Source organism: Peptoniphilus phoceensis (genome assembly GCF_001517665.2).
Lineage (GTDB): Bacteria > Bacillota > Clostridia > Tissierellales > Peptoniphilaceae > Peptoniphilus_A > Peptoniphilus_A timonensis.
The window spans coordinates 708278-726715 of the sequence record NZ_LN999809.1 but is presented as its reverse complement, the minus strand read 5'-3'; the positions used below and the strand labels follow the sequence as shown (position 1 = coordinate 726715).

At 30.8% G+C, this 18438-nt stretch carries 17 protein-coding genes; 16 read left to right on the top strand and 1 reads right to left on the bottom strand.

The window, feature by feature from the left end:
* Nucleotides 1-153: 153 nt before the first annotated feature.
* Nucleotides 154-3357: a carbamoyl-phosphate synthase large subunit gene (gene carB, locus BN3657_RS07675; RefSeq protein WP_062552441.1), complete on the bottom strand. Its 3204-nt coding sequence runs from the start codon at nt 3355-3357 to the stop codon at nt 154-156.
* A 337-nt stretch (nt 3358-3694) separates the two neighbouring features.
* Here carB and BN3657_RS07670 point away from each other — a divergent pair, with 337 nt between their 5' ends.
* The 16 genes from BN3657_RS07670 (at nt 3695) to cas10 (ending at nt 18438) form a co-directional block, all read left to right on the top strand.
* Complete coding sequence (locus tag BN3657_RS07670) at nt 3695-4831, top strand: glycosyltransferase family 4 protein (protein ID WP_062552440.1); 1137 nt, start codon at nt 3695-3697, stop codon at nt 4829-4831.
* Nucleotides 4818-5306 (top strand): DUF4330 domain-containing protein, encoded by a 489-nt coding sequence (locus BN3657_RS07665; protein WP_062552439.1) that lies wholly within the window; start codon nt 4818-4820, stop codon nt 5304-5306. Before BN3657_RS07670 ends, BN3657_RS07665 begins: the two co-directional genes overlap by 14 nt.
* Entirely contained in the window at nt 5307-5855 is a 549-nt protein-coding gene (locus tag BN3657_RS07660; RefSeq protein ID WP_062552438.1) for a hypothetical protein, read from the top strand.
* Nucleotides 5849-7246 carry an O-antigen ligase family protein gene (locus BN3657_RS07655; protein ID WP_062552437.1) on the top strand — a complete coding sequence of 466 codons (1398 nt, stop codon included), beginning with the start codon at nt 5849-5851 and terminating at the stop codon, nt 7244-7246. The genes BN3657_RS07660 and BN3657_RS07655 overlap by 7 nt, the downstream gene beginning before the upstream one ends.
* A gap of 6 nt (nt 7247-7252) precedes the next feature.
* On the top strand, nt 7253-8362 hold the full coding sequence (gene csaB / locus BN3657_RS07650) for a polysaccharide pyruvyl transferase CsaB (protein WP_230204200.1): 1110 nt from the start codon (nt 7253-7255) through the stop codon (nt 8360-8362).
* Nucleotides 8363-8551: 189 nt separating this feature from the next.
* The gene (gene prfB, locus BN3657_RS07645) at nt 8552-9667 is read left to right on the top strand and encodes a peptide chain release factor 2 (RefSeq protein ID WP_019138481.1); all 1116 of its coding nucleotides are present in this window, start codon (nt 8552-8554) and stop codon (nt 9665-9667) included.
* A 7-nt stretch (nt 9668-9674) separates the two neighbouring features.
* Nucleotides 9675-10379, top strand: coding sequence for an orotidine-5'-phosphate decarboxylase (pyrF, locus tag BN3657_RS07640; protein ID WP_062552436.1), 705 nt, complete (start codon nt 9675-9677; stop codon nt 10377-10379).
* On the top strand, nt 10379-11008 hold the full coding sequence (gene pyrE / locus BN3657_RS07635) for an orotate phosphoribosyltransferase (protein WP_062552435.1): 630 nt from the start codon (nt 10379-10381) through the stop codon (nt 11006-11008). The genes pyrF and pyrE overlap by 1 nt, the downstream gene beginning before the upstream one ends.
* A gap of 51 nt (nt 11009-11059) precedes the next feature.
* Nucleotides 11060-11440: a YkvA family protein gene (locus BN3657_RS07630; RefSeq protein WP_062552434.1), complete on the top strand. Its 381-nt coding sequence runs from the start codon at nt 11060-11062 to the stop codon at nt 11438-11440.
* Complete coding sequence (locus BN3657_RS07625) at nt 11427-12035, top strand: DNA-3-methyladenine glycosylase (RefSeq protein WP_062552570.1); 609 nt, start codon at nt 11427-11429, stop codon at nt 12033-12035. Before BN3657_RS07630 ends, BN3657_RS07625 begins: the two co-directional genes overlap by 14 nt.
* A gap of 53 nt (nt 12036-12088) precedes the next feature.
* A complete protein-coding gene (locus tag BN3657_RS07620; RefSeq protein ID WP_062552433.1) occupies nt 12089-12913 on the top strand; it encodes an energy-coupling factor transporter ATPase in 825 nt (274 codons plus the stop codon).
* A complete protein-coding gene (locus BN3657_RS07615) occupies nt 12904-13770 on the top strand; it encodes an energy-coupling factor transporter ATPase (protein WP_062552432.1) in 867 nt (288 codons plus the stop codon). Before BN3657_RS07620 ends, BN3657_RS07615 begins: the two co-directional genes overlap by 10 nt.
* Nucleotides 13763-14560 (top strand): energy-coupling factor transporter transmembrane component T family protein, encoded by a 798-nt coding sequence (locus BN3657_RS07610; protein WP_062552431.1) that lies wholly within the window; start codon nt 13763-13765, stop codon nt 14558-14560. Before BN3657_RS07615 ends, BN3657_RS07610 begins: the two co-directional genes overlap by 8 nt.
* Nucleotides 14557-15288: a tRNA pseudouridine(38-40) synthase TruA gene (gene truA, locus BN3657_RS07605; protein ID WP_062552430.1), complete on the top strand. Its 732-nt coding sequence runs from the start codon at nt 14557-14559 to the stop codon at nt 15286-15288. The genes BN3657_RS07610 and truA overlap by 4 nt, the downstream gene beginning before the upstream one ends.
* Nucleotides 15289-15380: 92 nt before the next feature.
* Nucleotides 15381-16124 carry a CRISPR-associated endoribonuclease Cas6 gene (gene cas6, locus BN3657_RS07600; protein WP_062552429.1) on the top strand — a complete coding sequence of 248 codons (744 nt, stop codon included), beginning with the start codon at nt 15381-15383 and terminating at the stop codon, nt 16122-16124.
* A complete protein-coding gene (gene cas10 / locus BN3657_RS07595; RefSeq protein WP_062552428.1) occupies nt 16117-18438 on the top strand; it encodes a type III-A CRISPR-associated protein Cas10/Csm1 in 2322 nt (773 codons plus the stop codon). The genes cas6 and cas10 overlap by 8 nt, the downstream gene beginning before the upstream one ends.

The window sequence follows — 18438 nt, the reverse complement described above, 5'->3', positions numbered from 1 at the left end:
CCGATGAAATATTGCATCGGTTTTTTTATTGCATTTATAAATTAAAAAAATAATTGAAGAATTAAGAGAATATTTATATAAATAATATAAAATAGAAAAATGCAAAAAAGGATGCATTTCTGCATCCTCTAAAAATTTAATATTTAATTTTTATTAAAATTCTGAAATATCATATATATCCATGTTTTCTTCATGGAATTTTTTATTTTTAACAGCAACTCTTGCTGCTAGGGTATCAAGGCTTGTGACAATGTCAATGCCATATTCTGTTGCCATTCTTCTAATTTTGAAGCCATCTCTTGTGGAGTCGCCACCCTTTGTTGGAGTGTTAACTACAAGGTCGATTTCTCCATTTCTTATTACATCAAGAATATTTGGTCTTGGATCGTTAATTTTTCCAATTTCTTTTGCATTTATACCAACTTCTCTTAGAAGTTTGCAAGTTCCTTTTGTTGCAATAATTTTGTAGCCCATTTCATTCATTGTTTTTGCAATTTCAACAAATTCTTCTTTGTCGTTGTCATTAACTGTTGCTAAGACTCTAGCTGACTTATCTTCTATTGCAGATCCAGCTGCCAAGAATCCCTTGAAAAGTGCTTCATCTATATTTTTTCCAACTCCAAGAACTTCTCCTGTTGATTTCATTTCAGGTCCAAGAGAAATTTCTACTCTGTTGAGTTTTGACATTGAAAATACTGGTACTTTAACTGCCATTAATTTTGGTTCTTTATAAATTCCAGTGCCATATCCCAAATCAGATAATTTTTCTCCAAGCATTGTTTTTGTTGCCAAATCAACTATTGGAACTCCAGAAACTTTTGAGATGTAAGGAACAGTTCTTGATGCACGAGGGTTAACTTCAATTATATAAAGGTCATTTTTATATTCTATGAATTGAATATTTATCATACCCTTAACGTGAAGAGCCTTGGCAATTTTCTTTGTGTAGTCTAAAATCTTTTCTTTGATTTCACTTGAAATATTAATGCTTGGATAGATTGTTATTGAATCTCCAGAGTGAACTCCAGCTCTTTCAAGGTGTTCCATTATTCCTGGTATCAATACATCTTCTCCGTCAGATATTGCGTCAACTTCAATTTCACGACCAACTAAATATTTGTCAATTAAAACTGGGTTGTCCCTATCTCTTTCGAAAGCTCCCTTTAGATAAGTCAAAAGACTTTTTTCATCATAAGTTATTTGCATACCTTGACCACCAAGTACATAGGATGGTCTAACAAGTAGGGGATAACCAAGTTCCTTTGCAACTTCAAGACCTTCTTTTATAGTGAAGACTCCATGTCCCTTTGGTCTATTGATTTTTAATTCTTCAAGCATTTCATCAAATTTTTCTCTATCTTCAGCTCTGTCAATATCTTCAAAGTCTGTTCCAAAGATATTAACTTTTTGATCGTGAAGATATTTAGCAAGTTTAATTGCTGTTTGACCACCAAATGCTAGTATAACTCCCATTGGTTTTTCTGTTTCAATTATTGATTTAACTTCTTCTTCTGTAAGTGGTTCAAAGTAAAGTTTGTCAGATGTGTCAAAGTCAGTTGAAACTGTTTCTGGGTTGTTATTAATTGTTATTGTTTCTATGTCCATGTTTATCAATGATTTAATGGCATGAACGCTGCAATAGTCAAATTCAATACCTTGACCTATTCTTATTGGTCCTGATCCTATTACAATTATTTTTTTATTTTCAGAAACTATATTTTCGTCTGTCTTTTCGTAAGTTGAATAGTAGTAAGCTCCGTTTTTTCTAAATGGAGAAGTGTCTACTCTTCTATAATTTGGAAGGATATTGTGTTTTTGACGAAGTTCTACAATTGCATCAATGTCTACACCAAGTGCAGAAGCTATAGTTTTATCAGAAAATCCTAATTTCTTTAAACTATGAAGTTCATCTGATGTAATTGTATCTAGACTTAATTTTTTTAAGTTTTCTTCTTGATGAACTATGTTTTCAATTTTTTCTAAGAAATATAAGTCTATGCCAGTAATTTCGTGGATCATTTCTATGGAAAGTCCACGTCTAATAATTTCTGCAACGTCAAATAGTCTTTCATCATCAGGGAATTTAATTCTCTTTTTAAGTTCTTCTGTAGTTCTTTCTTCAGAGAATTTAGATTCAAGAGAGAACTTAGAAATTTCAAGAGATCTTATACCTTTTAGAAGTGCTTCTTCAAAAGATGAACCAATGGACATTATTTCTCCAGTTGCCATCATTTTTGTTCCAAGTTTTCTATTCGCAAATTTAAATTTATCAAAAGGCCACTTAGGAATTTTAACAACTACATAGTTACATTTTGGTTCATAATTTTCTATGGTTTCGCCAGTAGTTTCGTTTTCGATTTCATTTAAGTTAAGTCCAAGAGCAATTTTTGTTGCAATTCTTGCAATAGGGTATCCTGTTGCCTTTGATGCAAGGGCAGATGAACGAGAAACTCTAGGATTGATTTCTATTATTGCGTAGTCAAGAGTTTCTGGATTAAGAGCAAGTTGTACATTACAAGCACCAACAACATTTACATTTTCTACAATATTTAAAGCAGAATTTTTTAATTTTTGTAAAACATCTTTATCAAGACTTTGACAAGGAGCAACAACTATGGAGTCGCCAGTGTGAACGCCAACGGGATCCACATTTTCCATGTCACATACGATTATTTTTTCTCCAGCTGAGTCTCTTATTACTTCAAATTCAATTTCTAACCAACCACGGATAGATTTTTCAAGAAGACATTCATTTACTGGGCTAAGACTTAGTCCGTGTGATAAAACTTCTTCCAGTTCTTCTTCATCATAGGCAAAGCCTCCGCCTGTTCCACCTAAAGTATAAGCAGGTCTAACAACTAATGGGTAGCCAATTTTTTTTGCAAGTTCTTTTCCTTCTTCTAAAGTTGTTGCAATTTCTGAATCAATAATTGGTTCGCCAATTTCTTGCATTGTTCTTCTAAAGATGTCTCTGTCTTCGCCTCTTTTAATGGCTTCGATATCGGTTCCAATTATTTTTATGCCGTACTTATCAAGAATTCCGCGCTTATCTAGTTCAAGTGTCATGTTAAGACCAGTTTGTCCGCCCATACCAGCTATTAATGAGTCAGGTCTTTCCTTCTCAATAATTTTTTCTATAAAAGAAATAGTAATTGGTTCTATATAAATTTTGTCAGCAACACCTTTATCGGTCATTATAGTAGCAGGATTTGAGTTAACCAGAACAGTTTCAACTCCATTTTTTTTCAAAGTCTCACAAGCTTGTGTTCCTGAGTAATCAAACTCTGCAGCTTGTCCTATAACAATAGGACCAGATCCTATTACTAGTGTCTTCTTAATCGAATTATCTCTTGGCATTTTTTTCTCCTTTTCCAAATAAAAGATCAAACATTCTTAAAAATGGGCAAAAAAAATTTAAGGTATTAAATTTGCTCAAAAAAAAATCATGCGCAAGGACATGATTTTACTCAGTCCTTGGACTGACTTTCTATTTTTTTATCTTTATTATTAAATCATTTTTTAGTGATAAATGCAAGGACTTTTTTACTATTTTTTAAATTAAATTTTAAAGGGACTTTAAAATCATTTGCTACTATAAAAATTATTATAAATCATAAGGTCTAGGTCAATTAATAAAAACTGTTAAAATAATATTAAATATATTGTATAATAAACAAGATAAGGAGGAGAAGACATGACAAAAGTTCTCCATTTAATTAGTGGCGGCGATACAGGTGGTGCGAAAACACACATCTTTACTCTAATGAAGGGTCTTAGGGGTAGAGTCGAAACCAAAATCATTTGCTTTATAAAAGATACTTTTTATGATGAAGCAAAGGATAGAGGCATAGACATAGAAGTTTACCCACAAGAAAAAAGATGGGACCTTTCCGTCGTTTCTAAATTAAGTGATGAAATAAAAAATGGAAATTATGATTTAGTACACGCACATGGAGCGAGAGCTAATTTTATTTGCATGTTTTTAAAAAAGAAAATTAATGTCCCAATGGTCACAACGGTCCATTCAGACTATATGCTTGACTTTAAGGATTCTTTTTACAAAAATTTAATTTATACTACATTAAATAAGATGTCTCTAAAAAAATTTGATCACTATATTTGTGTAAGTGACAATTTTAAAAAAATGCTAGAGAATAGGGGCTTTAATAAAGAGAAGATTCACGTTTTATATAATGGAATAGACATTGATGAAAAAATTCTTTACATTCCAAAGACAGCCTTTCTTGAGAAATATAAAATTAATTACAACGGCGAACTCTTAGTTGGAATTGCTGCAAGACTTGATAAGGTTAAGGATCACGAAACTTTTATAAGGGCTGCAAAGGAAGCACTTGATGTAAATCCAGACATATTATTTTTAATTGCAGGAGAAGGCGACGAAAAGAAAAAGCTAGAAGAAATGGTAAAAAGCTATGGAATAGAAAAAAATATTTATTTTTTAGGCTTTGTTAAAGACAAGTATTCTTTCTTTAATGCTATTGATTTAAATGTTTTGACAAGTATTTCCGAGTCATTTCCCTATGTAATCTTGGAAGCAGCTCTATTAAATGTGCCAACTGTATCCACAAAAACTGGTGGTATTCCTGAAATAATAAAGGATGATTATACGGGATATTTATTTAAAGTTGGAAAAGAAAAACAGCTTGCAAGAAATATATTAAGTCTTTATGATGATAGGGATAAATTAAAGAATCTTGGTGAAAACATAAAGAAAGAAGTAGTGGAAAGATATTCTCACATATCCATGGGAGAAAGACAGACTGAAATTTATGAAGAAATATTGAGGGGAGAAAAAAATGAAAGTAATTGACAAAAAGGGAAGACTTTTTGGACTAATTAATATTGTTGATTTACTAGTTATTATTTTAATAGTAGCTTTAGTGGCAACAGGAGTAAAAAGATTTGGTTCAAAGTCAGCAGTAGGAGAAGTTTCAACTAAAAAGGGAGTTATATCCGCAGAAGTCAAGGATGTAAGAGATGTAACTGCAAATAATATAAAAGTTGGGGACCCAATCTACGATTATGATAAGGGAACTTACTTAGGTAAAATTGCATCAGTTGATGTGGAAGCTTACAGGGATAAGACAGAATACCAAGGTAAATTTTATAATGCAGAAGTGCCTGAAAAATACAGGGTTCTTATGACTATCGATGCTGACATAAAGGATACTCAAGATTTTTATCAAGTTGGCACAGAACAAGTGAGAATCGGTGCAGAAATGAGGATTAAAAACAAATCTATTACAACATTTATGACAATTCTTGGAATAGAAGTAAAGAACTAGGTGATTACTATTAACTCATTAACTATAAGATTTTTAAATAAAATCTACAGGGTTTTCTCGGATTCTTATAAAGATTCCTTTACAAAAAAATCTTGGGACTTTATAAAAAATCCAATAGAAAGAAATTTTCAAAATTCAAAAACAAGAGAAGTTCTTGCTGGAGAAAAAGTTTTATTTGAAAATACTTTTATCTATAAAATTTATAGTAAATTATTTAATTTAATAGAGAGATTTATGAAGTTTTTGGGAAGAATTTTTTTGCCAATGATAAAAAATTCATTTTTCTTAGGAGGAGCTTATAAGTCTCTCAATTCCTTTGATGAAATTGCAGGACTTATTTCAAATATCATGTTCTATTCTGGGATTTTAACTCTTATAATTTCTCTCATATTTAAGGGGAAAATTATTATCCCTCTTGGCTTTATTGTAATGGGACTAATTTTATCTCTTTTGAAGGGAAGATATATGGAAATAATAATGGGATCAAAATTCATAGAATTTTTTACTTCCTTATTTAAACTTGATGAAGGTGGTGAAAACTGGTGGTAAAGACAAAAAAGATAAACTTTATTTTACTTTCGGCTATTTTTCTAAGTTTAATTTATTACTTTTTAGGAAGTAAATTTTTATTGGCAGCTTTTCTCGGCATAAGTGGTTTACTTCTTGTAATTTATGACATAAAAATTGGACTATTTGCTTCAGTTTTCTTATATCCCTTTGTGCCTGATGCCTTGGGGCTTATAATGCTACTATCAATGGGATTTTTTGTTTTGCTCAGGACCTTTTTATATGGAGAAGGTTTTAAAGTAGGATCTAGGACAGTTCCTATTGCAATATTTGCCTTTATAGCAATTTTTTCAACTATTACATCAATAGATCCGTCAGGTTCAATTCGTGACCTTGCCCTAAATGCTGCAGGTATTTCATTTTTATTTGCAATGACAAATACTATTAAGACTAAGGGAGAATTAAACGCCTTTATTTCTACTCTTTTGTTGTCGGCTCTTGTGGTTGCACTTCTTGGTGTCGTCCAATATTTTACAGGAGTACAAATGAGACCAGAATGGCTTGATACTGAAAACAATACAGATATAGCAGTTAGAGTTTATTCAGTTTTCTTCAATCCAAATATTTTGGCAGAATATCTAGTTTTGATAACTCCAATAGCAGTTGGTATGACTTGGTACACAAAAAGCATGAGGAAAAAATTTCTTTTTGCAGGATCTACTGGGATTCTTCTAATTTGTATTGTCATGACTCTATCAAGAGGTGGCTGGGTAGGAATAGCCCTTGCAGCCTTGGCATTTGTTTTGTTAGTTGATAAAAGATTGTTACTTTTAGGTATACCTATGGTATTGGGTGGACTTGCCTTTCTTCCACAAAAAGTAGTTGACAGAATAACATCAATTGGTTCAACTGTGGATTCATCTAATCTATATAGAATAAAAATTTGGAATATAACAAAAGATGTAATAAGAGATAACTTTTTGGCAGGGGTTGGTTTCGGATATGTTCCTTTCAAAGAAACTTTTGAAAAATATATAAGAACTATGCCAATTTATCACGCTCACAACACTTATCTTGAAGTTGCAGCGGAAATTGGGATAATTGGATTTATCTTCTTTATCTTGTTATTATTCTCAAGTTTGAAATCAACTTATGTAAATTTAGTTAAATCAGAAGATAAATACTTTAAATATCTTGGAGCAGGTTTATTTGCTTCAATAATTGGAATAATGGGGCATGGTTTAGTAGAACACTTCCTCTATATTCCAAGAATAATTTTTACCTTCTGGATTGTTTTGGGAATAATTTTTACATCTATAAGAGTAGAAAAATTTGAAAGAGAAAAAAATCAAGAAAATTCAGCTATTGATTTTAAAAACACTAAAGATTTAGATAATAAAAAATTTGAAAAAGAAAGCATAGTAATAGAGTGATATATTATGGCAATGAAAAAAATTGTAATTTCAGGATACTTTGGCTTTGATAATTCTGGCGATGATGCCATCTTAAAGGCCATGGTAGAAGATTTTAAAAAATTAAATAGAGAAATAAAAATGACTGCTCTCTCAAATAATCCTGAGAAGACAAAAAAAGTTTACGGCATTGATGCAGTAAATAGATTTTCATTACCAGAACTTTATCGTGCTTTAAAGGATGCAGACCTTCTTTTATCTGGAGGGGGATCTCTTCTTCAGGATATAACTTCTACAAGATCTATTGTTTATTATCTGTCGGTCATTATTTTGGCAAAGATCTTGCGAAAAAAGGTTTATGTTTATGCTAATGGAATAGGACCCATTGATAAAAAATTCAATAGGATTCTTACAAAATGGGTTCTAAATAGGGTTAATTATGTAACCTTGAGAGATGATTTATCTTATAAATTTGTCAGGGATTTGGGAGTGACAAATAAATCTATAGAAGTAACTGCAGATCCAGTATTTACTTTAAAAGAAGCAGAAGATTTGAGAGTTGAAGAGATTTTAAAAAGTGAAGGAATTGAAATAACAAATAAGACTATTGGATTTTGCATTAGAGATTATAAAAAAGTAGAATCTATAAAAGACAAGTTTGCAAAGACAATTGATTTATTAATAGATGCTGGATATGACATTCTTTTAGTTCCTTTCCATACACCAAGGGACAATGTCTATTCAAAAGAAGTAGCAGAAAAATGTATTCACAAAGACAAGCTTAATCTAATAGAGAACACTTACTCAGCTGGAGAACTAATGGGGATTTTTAAAAGGTTAAAACTTTTAGCAGCTATGCGACTTCACTCTTTAGTTTATGCAGCTAGTGTAAATTTAGCTATGGTTGGAATAATCTACGATCCAAAGGTAGAAGCCATGGTAAATGAATTGGGAATAAAAGAAGCTGTAGATGTGGAAGATTTCACTCCAGAAGAACTTTATGAAAAAATATTAAAAGCCCTTGAAAATATAGAGGATAGAAAAATAATTTTGAGGGAAAACACAGAAAAGATGAGATATGAATCTAAAAGAAATGTTGAAATAACTCTTGGACTTTTAAATGAAGAAGAGTTTTAAGAAAAAAGCATTTGAATAATTTAAAATTTAATAATTTATTTCAAAATAATTTAGAAAAGAGAGGTCAATAAAATGATCTCTTTTTCTTTTTAAAAAAATTAAAAAATAAATGCCATTGTAATCACAAAATATTAGTGTCATGATATCAACTGTGTTATACTAAAATAAGCAAAATAAAGGAGGATTTTTATGGAGCAAAATATCTATTTAGATAAGGAGCGCCTGGAAAATTCCAAAGTTACAACCAAAGCTTTAGGAGAATCTTTGGAGATAGATTCTTTAAAAGAAAAAGTTGTTGAACTTAACAAAAAACAAATGGAACCAGGTTTTTGGGATGACAATGACAGTGCCCAAAAAGTTATTAGAGAAACAAATTCATATCAAAAGAAGATAGATCAATATGACAAACTAAATGAGTTAATTACAGATGCTGAAGATTTAATTACACTTATGGAAATTGAAGATGACTATTCTTCTTATTCTGATTTTCAAAAAGTAGTTGATCAAATTGAAAAAGAAGCAGCTGATTTTAAACTCAACACACTTTTAAATGGAGAGTACGATTCTCACGATGCAATTCTTTCTATCCACGCTGGTGCTGGCGGAACTGAAGCACAAGATTGGGCTAGTATGCTTTTAAGAATGTACACAAGATATGCAGAAAATAAAGGTTTCAAGGCAGAAACTCTTGACATATTAAAAGAAGATGAAGCTGGTATTAAGTCTGTTACTTTAAAAATATCTGGAGATAATGCCTATGGCTATCTAAAGGGTGAAAAGGGAGTTCACAGACTAGTTAGAATCTCACCTTTTGATTCTAACAAGAGAAGACACACATCTTTTTCTTCTGTTGATGTCTTTCCAGAACTTGATGATGATACAGAAGTTGAAATAAAAGAAGAAGAATTAAAGATAGATACTTATAGATCTTCTGGTGCAGGTGGTCAACACGTAAACACTACTGACTCAGCTGTTAGAATCACTCACATTCCTACAGGAATAGTAGTGCAATGTCAAAATGAAAGAAGTCAAATTCAAAACAGGGAAAAAGCAATGAACATGTTAAAGGCAAAACTCGTTGCTCTAGCTGAAGAAGAAAAGAAAGAAAAAATCGAAGACCTTCAAGGTAACTATTCTCAAATTGCTTGGGGTTCACAAATTAGATCCTATGTTTTCCAACCATACACTATGGTCAAAGACCACAGGACTAATGTAGATGTTGGTGATGTTGAAAAAGTTATGGACGGAGATTTAGATATATTTATTAACGCCTACTTGCAAGAAAAGGCGACTGCAGAAAGCTGAGGTTAATATGGCAAAAGATGTAATTATTGCACTGGATTTTCCAAATGGAGAAAAGGCTCTAGATTTTTTAAAAAATTTTAAAGACGAAAAAGTATATGTAAAAGTTGGAATGGAACTTTTTTACAAGGAAGGTCCAAGTATTATTAATGAGATTAAAAAGCTTGGACATAAAATATTTTTGGACTTAAAAATTCACGATATTCCAAACACTTGCAAGGGAGCAACTAATTCTCTCATTTCACTTGATGTTGACATGATTAACTATCACATAGCTGGTGGAAAGAAAATGTTAAGTGATGCTAGTGAAATTGTGAGGGATAAAAAAAGAGATCTTATTACACTTGGAGTAACTATGCTAACTTCCACAGACGAAGATGTTATGCACAATGAACTAAAAATAGAAAAATCTTTGTCACTTGATGAAGTTGTTCTTTCCTATGCAAAACTTGCAAAAGAAGCTAATCTTTCAGGGATTGTATGTTCAGCTCTTGAAGTTCCAAAAATAAAAGAAAATCTAGGAGAAGATTTTATTACAGTTACTCCTGGCATAAGAAAAGTTAAAAACACCGATGACCAAAAGAGAGTTGTAACTCCAGCTGAGGCAAGAGAACTTGGTTCTGATTACATTGTAGTTGGTAGACCAATTACTAAGGCAGAAGACCCTGTAAAAGAATATAGAGAAATTAAAAAAGACTTTTTAGGAGGAGAATAATGAGAGAAGTTGCAAAAATTTTATTAAAATTAAAGGCTGTCACACTTTCACCAGAAGATCCCTACACTTGGGCATCAGGAATAAAATCTCCAATTTATTGTGACAACAGACTTACACTTTCTTATCCAGAAGAAAGAAAGGTTGTTGAAGAAGGTCTTGTTAATTTAATTAAGGAAAAATTCCCTGATGTAGAATATATTATGGGAACTGCAACTGCAGGTATTCCTCACGCAGCTATCATCGCTGATAAGATGAGTCTTCCTATGGGTTTTGTAAGAAGTTCAAATAAAGATCACGGAAAACAAAATAAAATTGAAGGTGCAAAAATTGATGGAGCAAAAGTTGTAGTAATAGAAGACTTATTTTCAACTGGTGGATCATCAATTGAAGCCGCAAAAGCTCTAGAAGAAGTTGGCTATGAAGTTCTTGGAATTGTAAGTATTTTTACTTATAATATGAAAAATGCTGAAGAAAACTTTAAAAAAGCTAATTTTCTTCATGAATCTTTGACAAACTTTGATGAATTAATTGAAGTAGCTCATGAAATGGACTATATTAAAGAAAGCGAAATCCAAAAGTTAAAATTATTTAGAGATAATCCAAAGGATTCTTCTTGGATGAATGTATAAGATATTTTTTGGGTAAAGAAATATTGAAATTTTAACTTAGGGGGAAAAAAGTTGAATTATTATAGAACTTTAAGAAAGATGATGCCCTATGCTCATCAAGTTTTCAAAAACAAGGATAGGTTAAATAAAGTAATCCAAGAATCCATGACTAAAACTAATAAAATGGATATGTTTAAAAAAATTTCTAGAGAATTAAAACTTGCAATAGGTCTGGTTTTAGACTATTCTAAGGGAAATTATAGGGACGTGAAAAAGAAGGATATAATTTTAATAGTAGCAGGATTTTTATATTTATTAAATCCTGCAGATATTGTACCAGACTTTATTTTATTCTTTGGATTTTTTGATGATTTAAGTGTTCTTACCTATATTGTAAAAAAACTTGACAAGGAATTAGAAAAGTATGACGCATGGAAAAATGCTAGAGAGTGATTTTTTTAAACAAGATACAGTTGAAATTGCAAAAAAATTATTAGGAAAGAAAATTATCAGAAATATTTCTGGTAATTTTTTCTGTGCAAAAATAGTTGAGACAGAAGCTTATCTAGGATTGGAAGATAGAGCTTGCCATTCCTATGGAGGAAAGATTACAAATAGGAATAAAACTCTCTATCTAGATGGTGGTCACATATATGTCTATCTTATATATGGCATGTATAATCTTTTAAATATTGTGACAAGGGATGAAAATTATCCAGAAGCAGTTTTAATTCGTGCTGTCGAGCCTTTAGATAATCTAGATGTTTTCTCACAAAACAGGTTTGCTAAAAAATATAAAGATCTCACGAATTATCAAAAAAAGAATTTAAGCAATGGACCAGGCAAATTATCAATGGCACTTGGCATAGATAGAACCCTTAATGAAAAGAATTTATCTAAAGATTATCTCTATATAGCTAGTGGAGAAGATATAAGTGAAAAAGATCTTGTAACTACAAAGAGAATTGGCATTGATTACGCAGGAGAAGATGCTAAATTACCACTTAGATTTTATATAAAAAACAATCCCAATGTATCTTGTAAATAGCATGGATTTTTGTTAAGTTATAATTTATAATAGGTTAACATAAAGGTGATGAAATGATTAGTATAAAAAACTTATCTTTTAAATATGACTATGAAGATGAATCGGCAAAACAGATTTTAAAAGATATAAATTTAGAAATAAAAGAAGGCGAATTTGTTGCTCTTTTAGGACACAATGGTTCCGGTAAATCCACTCTTGCAAAATTAATAAATGGTCTTCTTCTTCCTGGAGAAGGTGACGTCCTTGTAGATGGGATGAATACCAAAAGTGAAGAAGAAATTTGGGACATTAGAAAGACTGCCGGAATGGTATTTCAAAATCCGGATAACCAATTAGTTGCAACAATAGTTGAAGATGAAGTTGCCTTTGGACCAGAAAACATGGGAGTCGAAGCAAGTGAAATAAGAAGAAGAGTTGATAAGGCTCTAGAAGATGTGGGGATGGATGAGTATAAAAAAAATGCACCCCATCTATTGTCTGGTGGACAAAAACAAAGAGTAGCAATAGCAGGAATTCTAGCTATGTCACCCAAATATATTATTTTAGATGAGCCAACTGCCATGCTCGATCCTAGTGGCAGGAGAGAAGTTATTGATACCCTAGTTAAACTAAATAAAGAAGAAAATAAAACAATAATTTTGATTACCCATTACATGGAAGAAGCTGCAATAAGTGACAGGGTTGTTGTAATGGAAGATGGAAATATGGTACTTACTGGCACTCCAAGAGAAGTGTTTTCAAGGGTCGATATGATAAAATCTCTGGGTCTTGATGTTCCACAAGTAACAGAACTTGCCTATGAACTTAAAAAGGATGGAATTGAAATTTCTACGGAAGTTTTAAATATTGAAGAAATGGTGAAGGAAATATGTCACTAATAGAAATAAACAATTTAACACATATTTACAGCGAGGGTCTTCCTTTTGAGAAAAAGGCAATTGATGATTTGACTTTAAAAATTGAAGAAAATGAATTTATTGGACTAATTGGTCACACAGGTTCAGGAAAATCAACTTTTATACAACATTTAAATGGACTTTTAAAACCAAGCTCTGGAGAAATTATTATTGATGGAACAAGAGTTGACAAGTCTGGTGCAAATTTGACAGATTTGAGAAAAAAAGTTGGTCTTGTCTTTCAATATCCAGAATATCAACTTTTTGAAGAAACTATAGAAAGAGATATAGCTTTTGGACCTGGAAATCTTGATATCACAGAAGAAGAGGTTCAAAGAAGAGTAAAATCATCAATGGAATCTGTAGGTTTAGATTATGAAACATACAAGGATAAATCACCCTTTGAACTTTCTGGTGGACTAAAGAGAAGAGTTGCAATAGCTGGAGTTCTTGCAATGGAACCAAAAGTTTTAATTCTTGACGAACCAACTGCAGGTCTTGACCCAAGAGGTCGTGATGAGATTTTAAGTGAAATAAAAGAAATCCATGAAAAGAGAAAAATAACTGTAATTTTAGTTTCTCACTCCATGGAAGATGTGGCAAAAATTGCAAATAGAATAATTGTATTTGACAAGGGCAGTGTATTTTTAGATTCTAACCCAAGAGAAATTTTTAGAAATGAAGATAAACTTCTTTCTGTGGGACTTGGCATTCCTCAAATAACATCTCTTATGAGAACTTTAAAGAAAAAGGGCTTAGATATAAATGAAGATGCCATAACTGTGGAAGAGGCTAAAGAGTCTTTAATAAAATATTTGAGAGGTGCTTCTAATGTTTAAAGATATAACAATTGGACAATATTTTCCTGGAGAAAGCCTCGTACACAAATATGACCCAAAACTAAAAATGATAACAATGATTTTATTTATAGCATCCTTGTTCTTTATAAAATCAGTATTTATGTATATTCCCGTAGTAATTTACTTACTATTAATAATAAAAATTGCAAAACTTCCTGTGGGAATGGTCCTTCGTGGACTAAAGCCCTTAAAGTGGATAATACTTGTTACATTTATAATTAATATTTTCTTCACTCCAGGAGATCCTAAATACACTCTTGGATTTTTAAAAATTTCACAAGAGGGAATTGATCTTGCAGTATTTATGGGCATAAGACTTATACTTTTAGTTCTTGGCACAAGTTTACTTACCTATACAACTTCTCCAATAGAACTAACAGATGGAATTGAATCACTTCTAAGACCCTTTAGAAAAATTGGAGTTCCAAGTCATGAAATTGCAATGATGATGACAATTGCCCTAAGATTTATACCAACACTTATTGAAGAAACAGATAAAATAATGAAGGCACAAATGGCAAGAGGTGCAGACTTTGAATCTGGAAATATAGTGAAACGTGCAAAAAATCTTGTGCCACTTCTTGTTCCCTTATTTATAAATTCTTTTAGAAGGGCAGAAGAACTTGCCACAGCCATGGAAGCAAGATGTTACAGAGGTGGCGATGGCAGAACAAAAATGAATGCATCAAAAATCGTAAAAAAAGACATAATTATTTTTCTTGGAAACCTAATATTTTTTACAATAATAGTTGTGGTATCAAAATTATGAATATATTAATAAAAATAAGCTACGATGGGACTAATTTTCATGGATTTCAAATTCAGCCAGATGAAAGGACAGTAGAGGGAGAATTAAATAAGGGTATAGAAAAAACTGTAAAACATCCTGTGAAAATTTTTTATGCAGGAAGGACTGATCGGGGAGTTCACGCTGAAGGTCAGTATGCAAACTTCTATTCAGATACTACAATTGATATTGGAAATCTTCCAAAAGTAATAAACTTTAACCTTCCCAATGACGTATCTGTAATAGATGCAAAGTATGTAGCAGATGACTTTCATGCTAGATTTGATGCTAAATTAAAAAAATACCGTTATGTGATTTATAGATCTAGATATAGAAATTCACTTTTATATAATAGAGCTTATGAATATCCCTATGAAGTGGATCCAGATAGAATGAGAAAAGCTCTATCTTACTTAATTGGAGAACATGACTTCAATTCATTTATGGGAAAGGGAGCAATTGTTAAGGATTCAATAAGAAGTATTGAAAAAATTGATGTCATAGAAGATGGACGATTTTTGTACCTTGATTTTGTTGCAAAATCTTTTTTGAAAAACATGATAAGAATTGTAACCGGAACTGCCCTTGAAATAGGTAGAGGTCAAAGAGAAATTGAATATATGAAAAATGCACTAGAGAGAAAATCTAGAAAAGCAGCTGGACCAACAGCACCTGCCTGTGGACTATACTTAGTAGATGTAAAGTATTAGCCCTCGGGCTTTTTTTATTTGATTTTTAGAGTGAATTAATATTTTAATATGCTATAATTTAATTAGTAAAACCTTTTCACAAGGAGGATAAATTGTTAAGTACTTTAAAATTAAAAATAGACACAAATTCAAAAGATATTGGATATAATTCTGGTTCTTTGTTTCAAGGAATCATAATGGAAAATATTGAAGCTGAATACGCAGAAAAATTACATAATCTAAAGATAAATCCTTATAGTCAATATGTAAACAGAACTAAAGATGGAACTTATTGGAACATATCAACTACAAATAAAGAAGCCTATGAAAAAATTATCTGCCCTATTTTGGAGTTAGATAAATTTTTCATAAATGATAAGGGTATAGAGTTAAAAATTTTGGAGAAAAATTTAAATACCATAAAAAGAGACGATTTTATAGAAAAAAATTTATTTGAGAATTTTGACTCTAGAGAATTAACATTTAATTTCTTGACACCAACTGCTTTTAGAAGAGATAACAGATATATTTTCTTACCAGAGCCTGCTCTCATATTTCAAAATTTAATTAGAAAGTTTGACTCAACAGGCGAAGAAGAGATGTTTAGTTATGAACTTTTAAGAGAAATAGATGAATTAGTAAATATTTCTAAATACAATTTGAGGAGTAGATTATTTTACTTAGAAAAGACAAAGATTCCCGGTTTCGTGGGGAGTGTAAGTTTAAAATCATATACAAATAAAGAGATTTTAAAAATATTAAATTTATTAAATAAGTTTAGTGAATTTTCTGGCACAGGTATTAAATCCTCCATGGGCATGGGAGGAACAAGAGCTGGAGGTGAAAGGCTTGGATGAAAGAAAATTAAAATTGACATTTGCTACAATGCTAAAGGATTTAGAGGAAAATATATATTTTACAGAAAATAGTATAAAAAATTTTTCTTATCCTCAGTTTTTAGAAAATGATTTAAATATTAAAGATAGAGATATTTTAGATTCTAGCATTTATAAAAATCCTAAGGGTTTAAGAAAATCACAAATTCCTAAAGATAGTTTAGCCTATATAATTTCTCTCGCAAATGATATTTCCAGAGATTCAGATAAAATAGAATTTAAAAAAGTAAAAGAAATAAATAAAAATAATATTGCCTTAAGAAGTATTTTTAATATTTTAAATGGAAATAACAAAAATGGAAAATATGAAGGGAAATATTTAAGCCATGAATATGGCATTAATTATCCAAGTGAAGATGTAATTAATTCTAATGCAAATTATTATAGGGAGATTGAGAATAAACTTAAAGTCTTATTTAAAGACTTTAAGCTAGAAAAAAATCACCTTGCATTTTTGATAGAGAGCTTTGAAGGATATTTTTCATATTTGCCTTATTTAGATGACAAAAGAGAAGCTTTTGATATTTCACTTTTTGACCACATAAAAATGACAAGCACTTTTGCATCTTGTATTTACGACTATCTAATTTCAAAAAATATAAATGATTTTTCGATGCTATTAGAAGAAAAAGATAAATTCTACGAAGAAGACATATTTTATATATACAGCTTTGATTTTTCAGGAATACAAAGTTTTATTTACAATATTTCATCAGATAAAGCTATGAGAAGTCTTAGAACTAGGTCTTTTTATCTTGAAATTTTACTCGAAGATATTATTGATACTTTGCTAGATAAATTAAATTTATTTAGGACAAATTTATTATATTCAGGAGGAGGACACTGTTACTTAATTCTTCCGAATACAGATTTTGTGAAAAATACTCTTGATGAATTTAAAAGTCAAGTAAATGAGTGGCTTCTAAATTTGTTTGGCAGTGAATTATATTTAGCTGGTGGAGGAGAAGTCTGCAGTGCAAGGACATTTAGTGCAAAAAACACAGGTGAATACAGTGAGCTTTTCAGATCTATTTCAAATAAAATATCAAAAAATAAATTAAATAGGTATAATGCATCCGATCTTAAAAAATTAAACTTTGAAGAAATAGTAGATGGAGCACGAGAATGCAAAGTATGCAGGCGAGTGGACCATTTAATAGAAACTGAAAATGGGCTAATTTGTAATATTTGTGACGAAATTGAAAATTTTTCTAAATCTATATTAGAATCCAAAATCTTTATTGTAGAAAATAAATCTGGGGATAAAAAAAGATATTCATTGCCACTTCCTTTTGATAAAATTTTAAGCTCTGTAAAGGACGAAGATGAGTTTAAAAATAAATTTGAAAAGCAAGATTTTATCAGGGCATATAGCAAAAACAATGATTTTTCAGAGAAGAAAAATTTAACAAGACTTTGGATTGGTGATTACTGTTACGACAATAAATTAAATATTTTGACAGAAAATGCAGAGGGAATCAAGAGGCTTGGTGTAATAAGAGCAGACGTAGACAATTTAGGAGAGTCTTTTGTAAGAGGTTTTTCTAAGGAAGAAACATCACTTACAAGGAGTGCAGTTTTCTCTAGAAATATGTCATTATTTTTTAAATATCACATAAATTATTTATTGGAGAATGGAAAATATTCTCTCACAGGAGAAAAAACACCTATAAAGAGAAAAGCTCTAATTGTTTATTCTGGTGGAGACGATATTTTTGTTGTAGGTGCGTGGGATGACATAATAGAGTTTTCCATAGATTTAGTAAAAAGTTTAAAAAAATTTACTTTAAATTCTCTAACAATTTCTGCAGGACTTGGACTTTTTGCTGAAAAATTTCCAATAAAATCTATGGCAGAAATTACTGGAGATTTGGAAGATTATGCAAAGACAAATAAATATGAAGTAGATGGAGTAGAAAAGGCTAAAAATTCTGTATGTATATTTGATAAAGAAAATATTTATTCTTGGAAGGATTTTGAAGAAAAAGTTTTGGGAGAGAAATTAAAACTTTTACAAGATTATTTTAAAGTAATTGACGAGAGAGGCAAGAGTTTTTTATATAGACTTTTAAATCTTTTAAGAGAAGTAGAAGATGACAAATTAAATATAGCAAGGCTTGCTTATTTACTGGCAAGATTGGAGCCACAAAATGAGGATTTAAAAGAAAAACACAGCGAATTTTCTAAAAAGATTTATCGCTATGCAAAAAATGAAAAGGATAGAAGTGAACTTATAACTGCGATATATATATTTGTGTATCTAGAAAGGAGATAA

Excerpts from the sequence above, each read along its gene's own strand:
- pyrE (WP_062552435.1), top strand. The coding sequence starts at position 10,379 with ATGAGAGAAGTTGCAAAAATTTTATTAAAATTAAAGGCTGTCACACTT.
- BN3657_RS07610 (WP_062552431.1), top strand. The coding sequence starts at position 13,763 with ATGTTTAAAGATATAACAATTGGACAATATTTTCCTGGAGAAAGCCTC.
- carB (WP_062552441.1), bottom strand. The coding sequence starts at position 3,357 with ATGCCAAGAGATAATTCGATTAAGAAGACACTAGTAATAGGATCTGGT.
- BN3657_RS07670 (WP_062552440.1), top strand. The coding sequence starts at position 3,695 with ATGACAAAAGTTCTCCATTTAATTAGTGGCGGCGATACAGGTGGTGCG.
- truA (WP_062552430.1), top strand. The coding sequence starts at position 14,557 with ATGAATATATTAATAAAAATAAGCTACGATGGGACTAATTTTCATGGA.
- BN3657_RS07620 (WP_062552433.1), top strand. The coding sequence starts at position 12,089 with ATGATTAGTATAAAAAACTTATCTTTTAAATATGACTATGAAGATGAA.
- prfB (WP_019138481.1), top strand. The coding sequence starts at position 8,552 with ATGGAGCAAAATATCTATTTAGATAAGGAGCGCCTGGAAAATTCCAAA.
- BN3657_RS07625 (WP_062552570.1), top strand. The coding sequence starts at position 11,427 with ATGCTAGAGAGTGATTTTTTTAAACAAGATACAGTTGAAATTGCAAAA.
- csaB (WP_230204200.1), top strand. The coding sequence starts at position 7,253 with ATGGCAATGAAAAAAATTGTAATTTCAGGATACTTTGGCTTTGATAAT.
- BN3657_RS07615 (WP_062552432.1), top strand. The coding sequence starts at position 12,904 with ATGTCACTAATAGAAATAAACAATTTAACACATATTTACAGCGAGGGT.
- BN3657_RS07665 (WP_062552439.1), top strand. The coding sequence starts at position 4,818 with ATGAAAGTAATTGACAAAAAGGGAAGACTTTTTGGACTAATTAATATT.
- pyrF (WP_062552436.1), top strand. The coding sequence starts at position 9,675 with ATGGCAAAAGATGTAATTATTGCACTGGATTTTCCAAATGGAGAAAAG.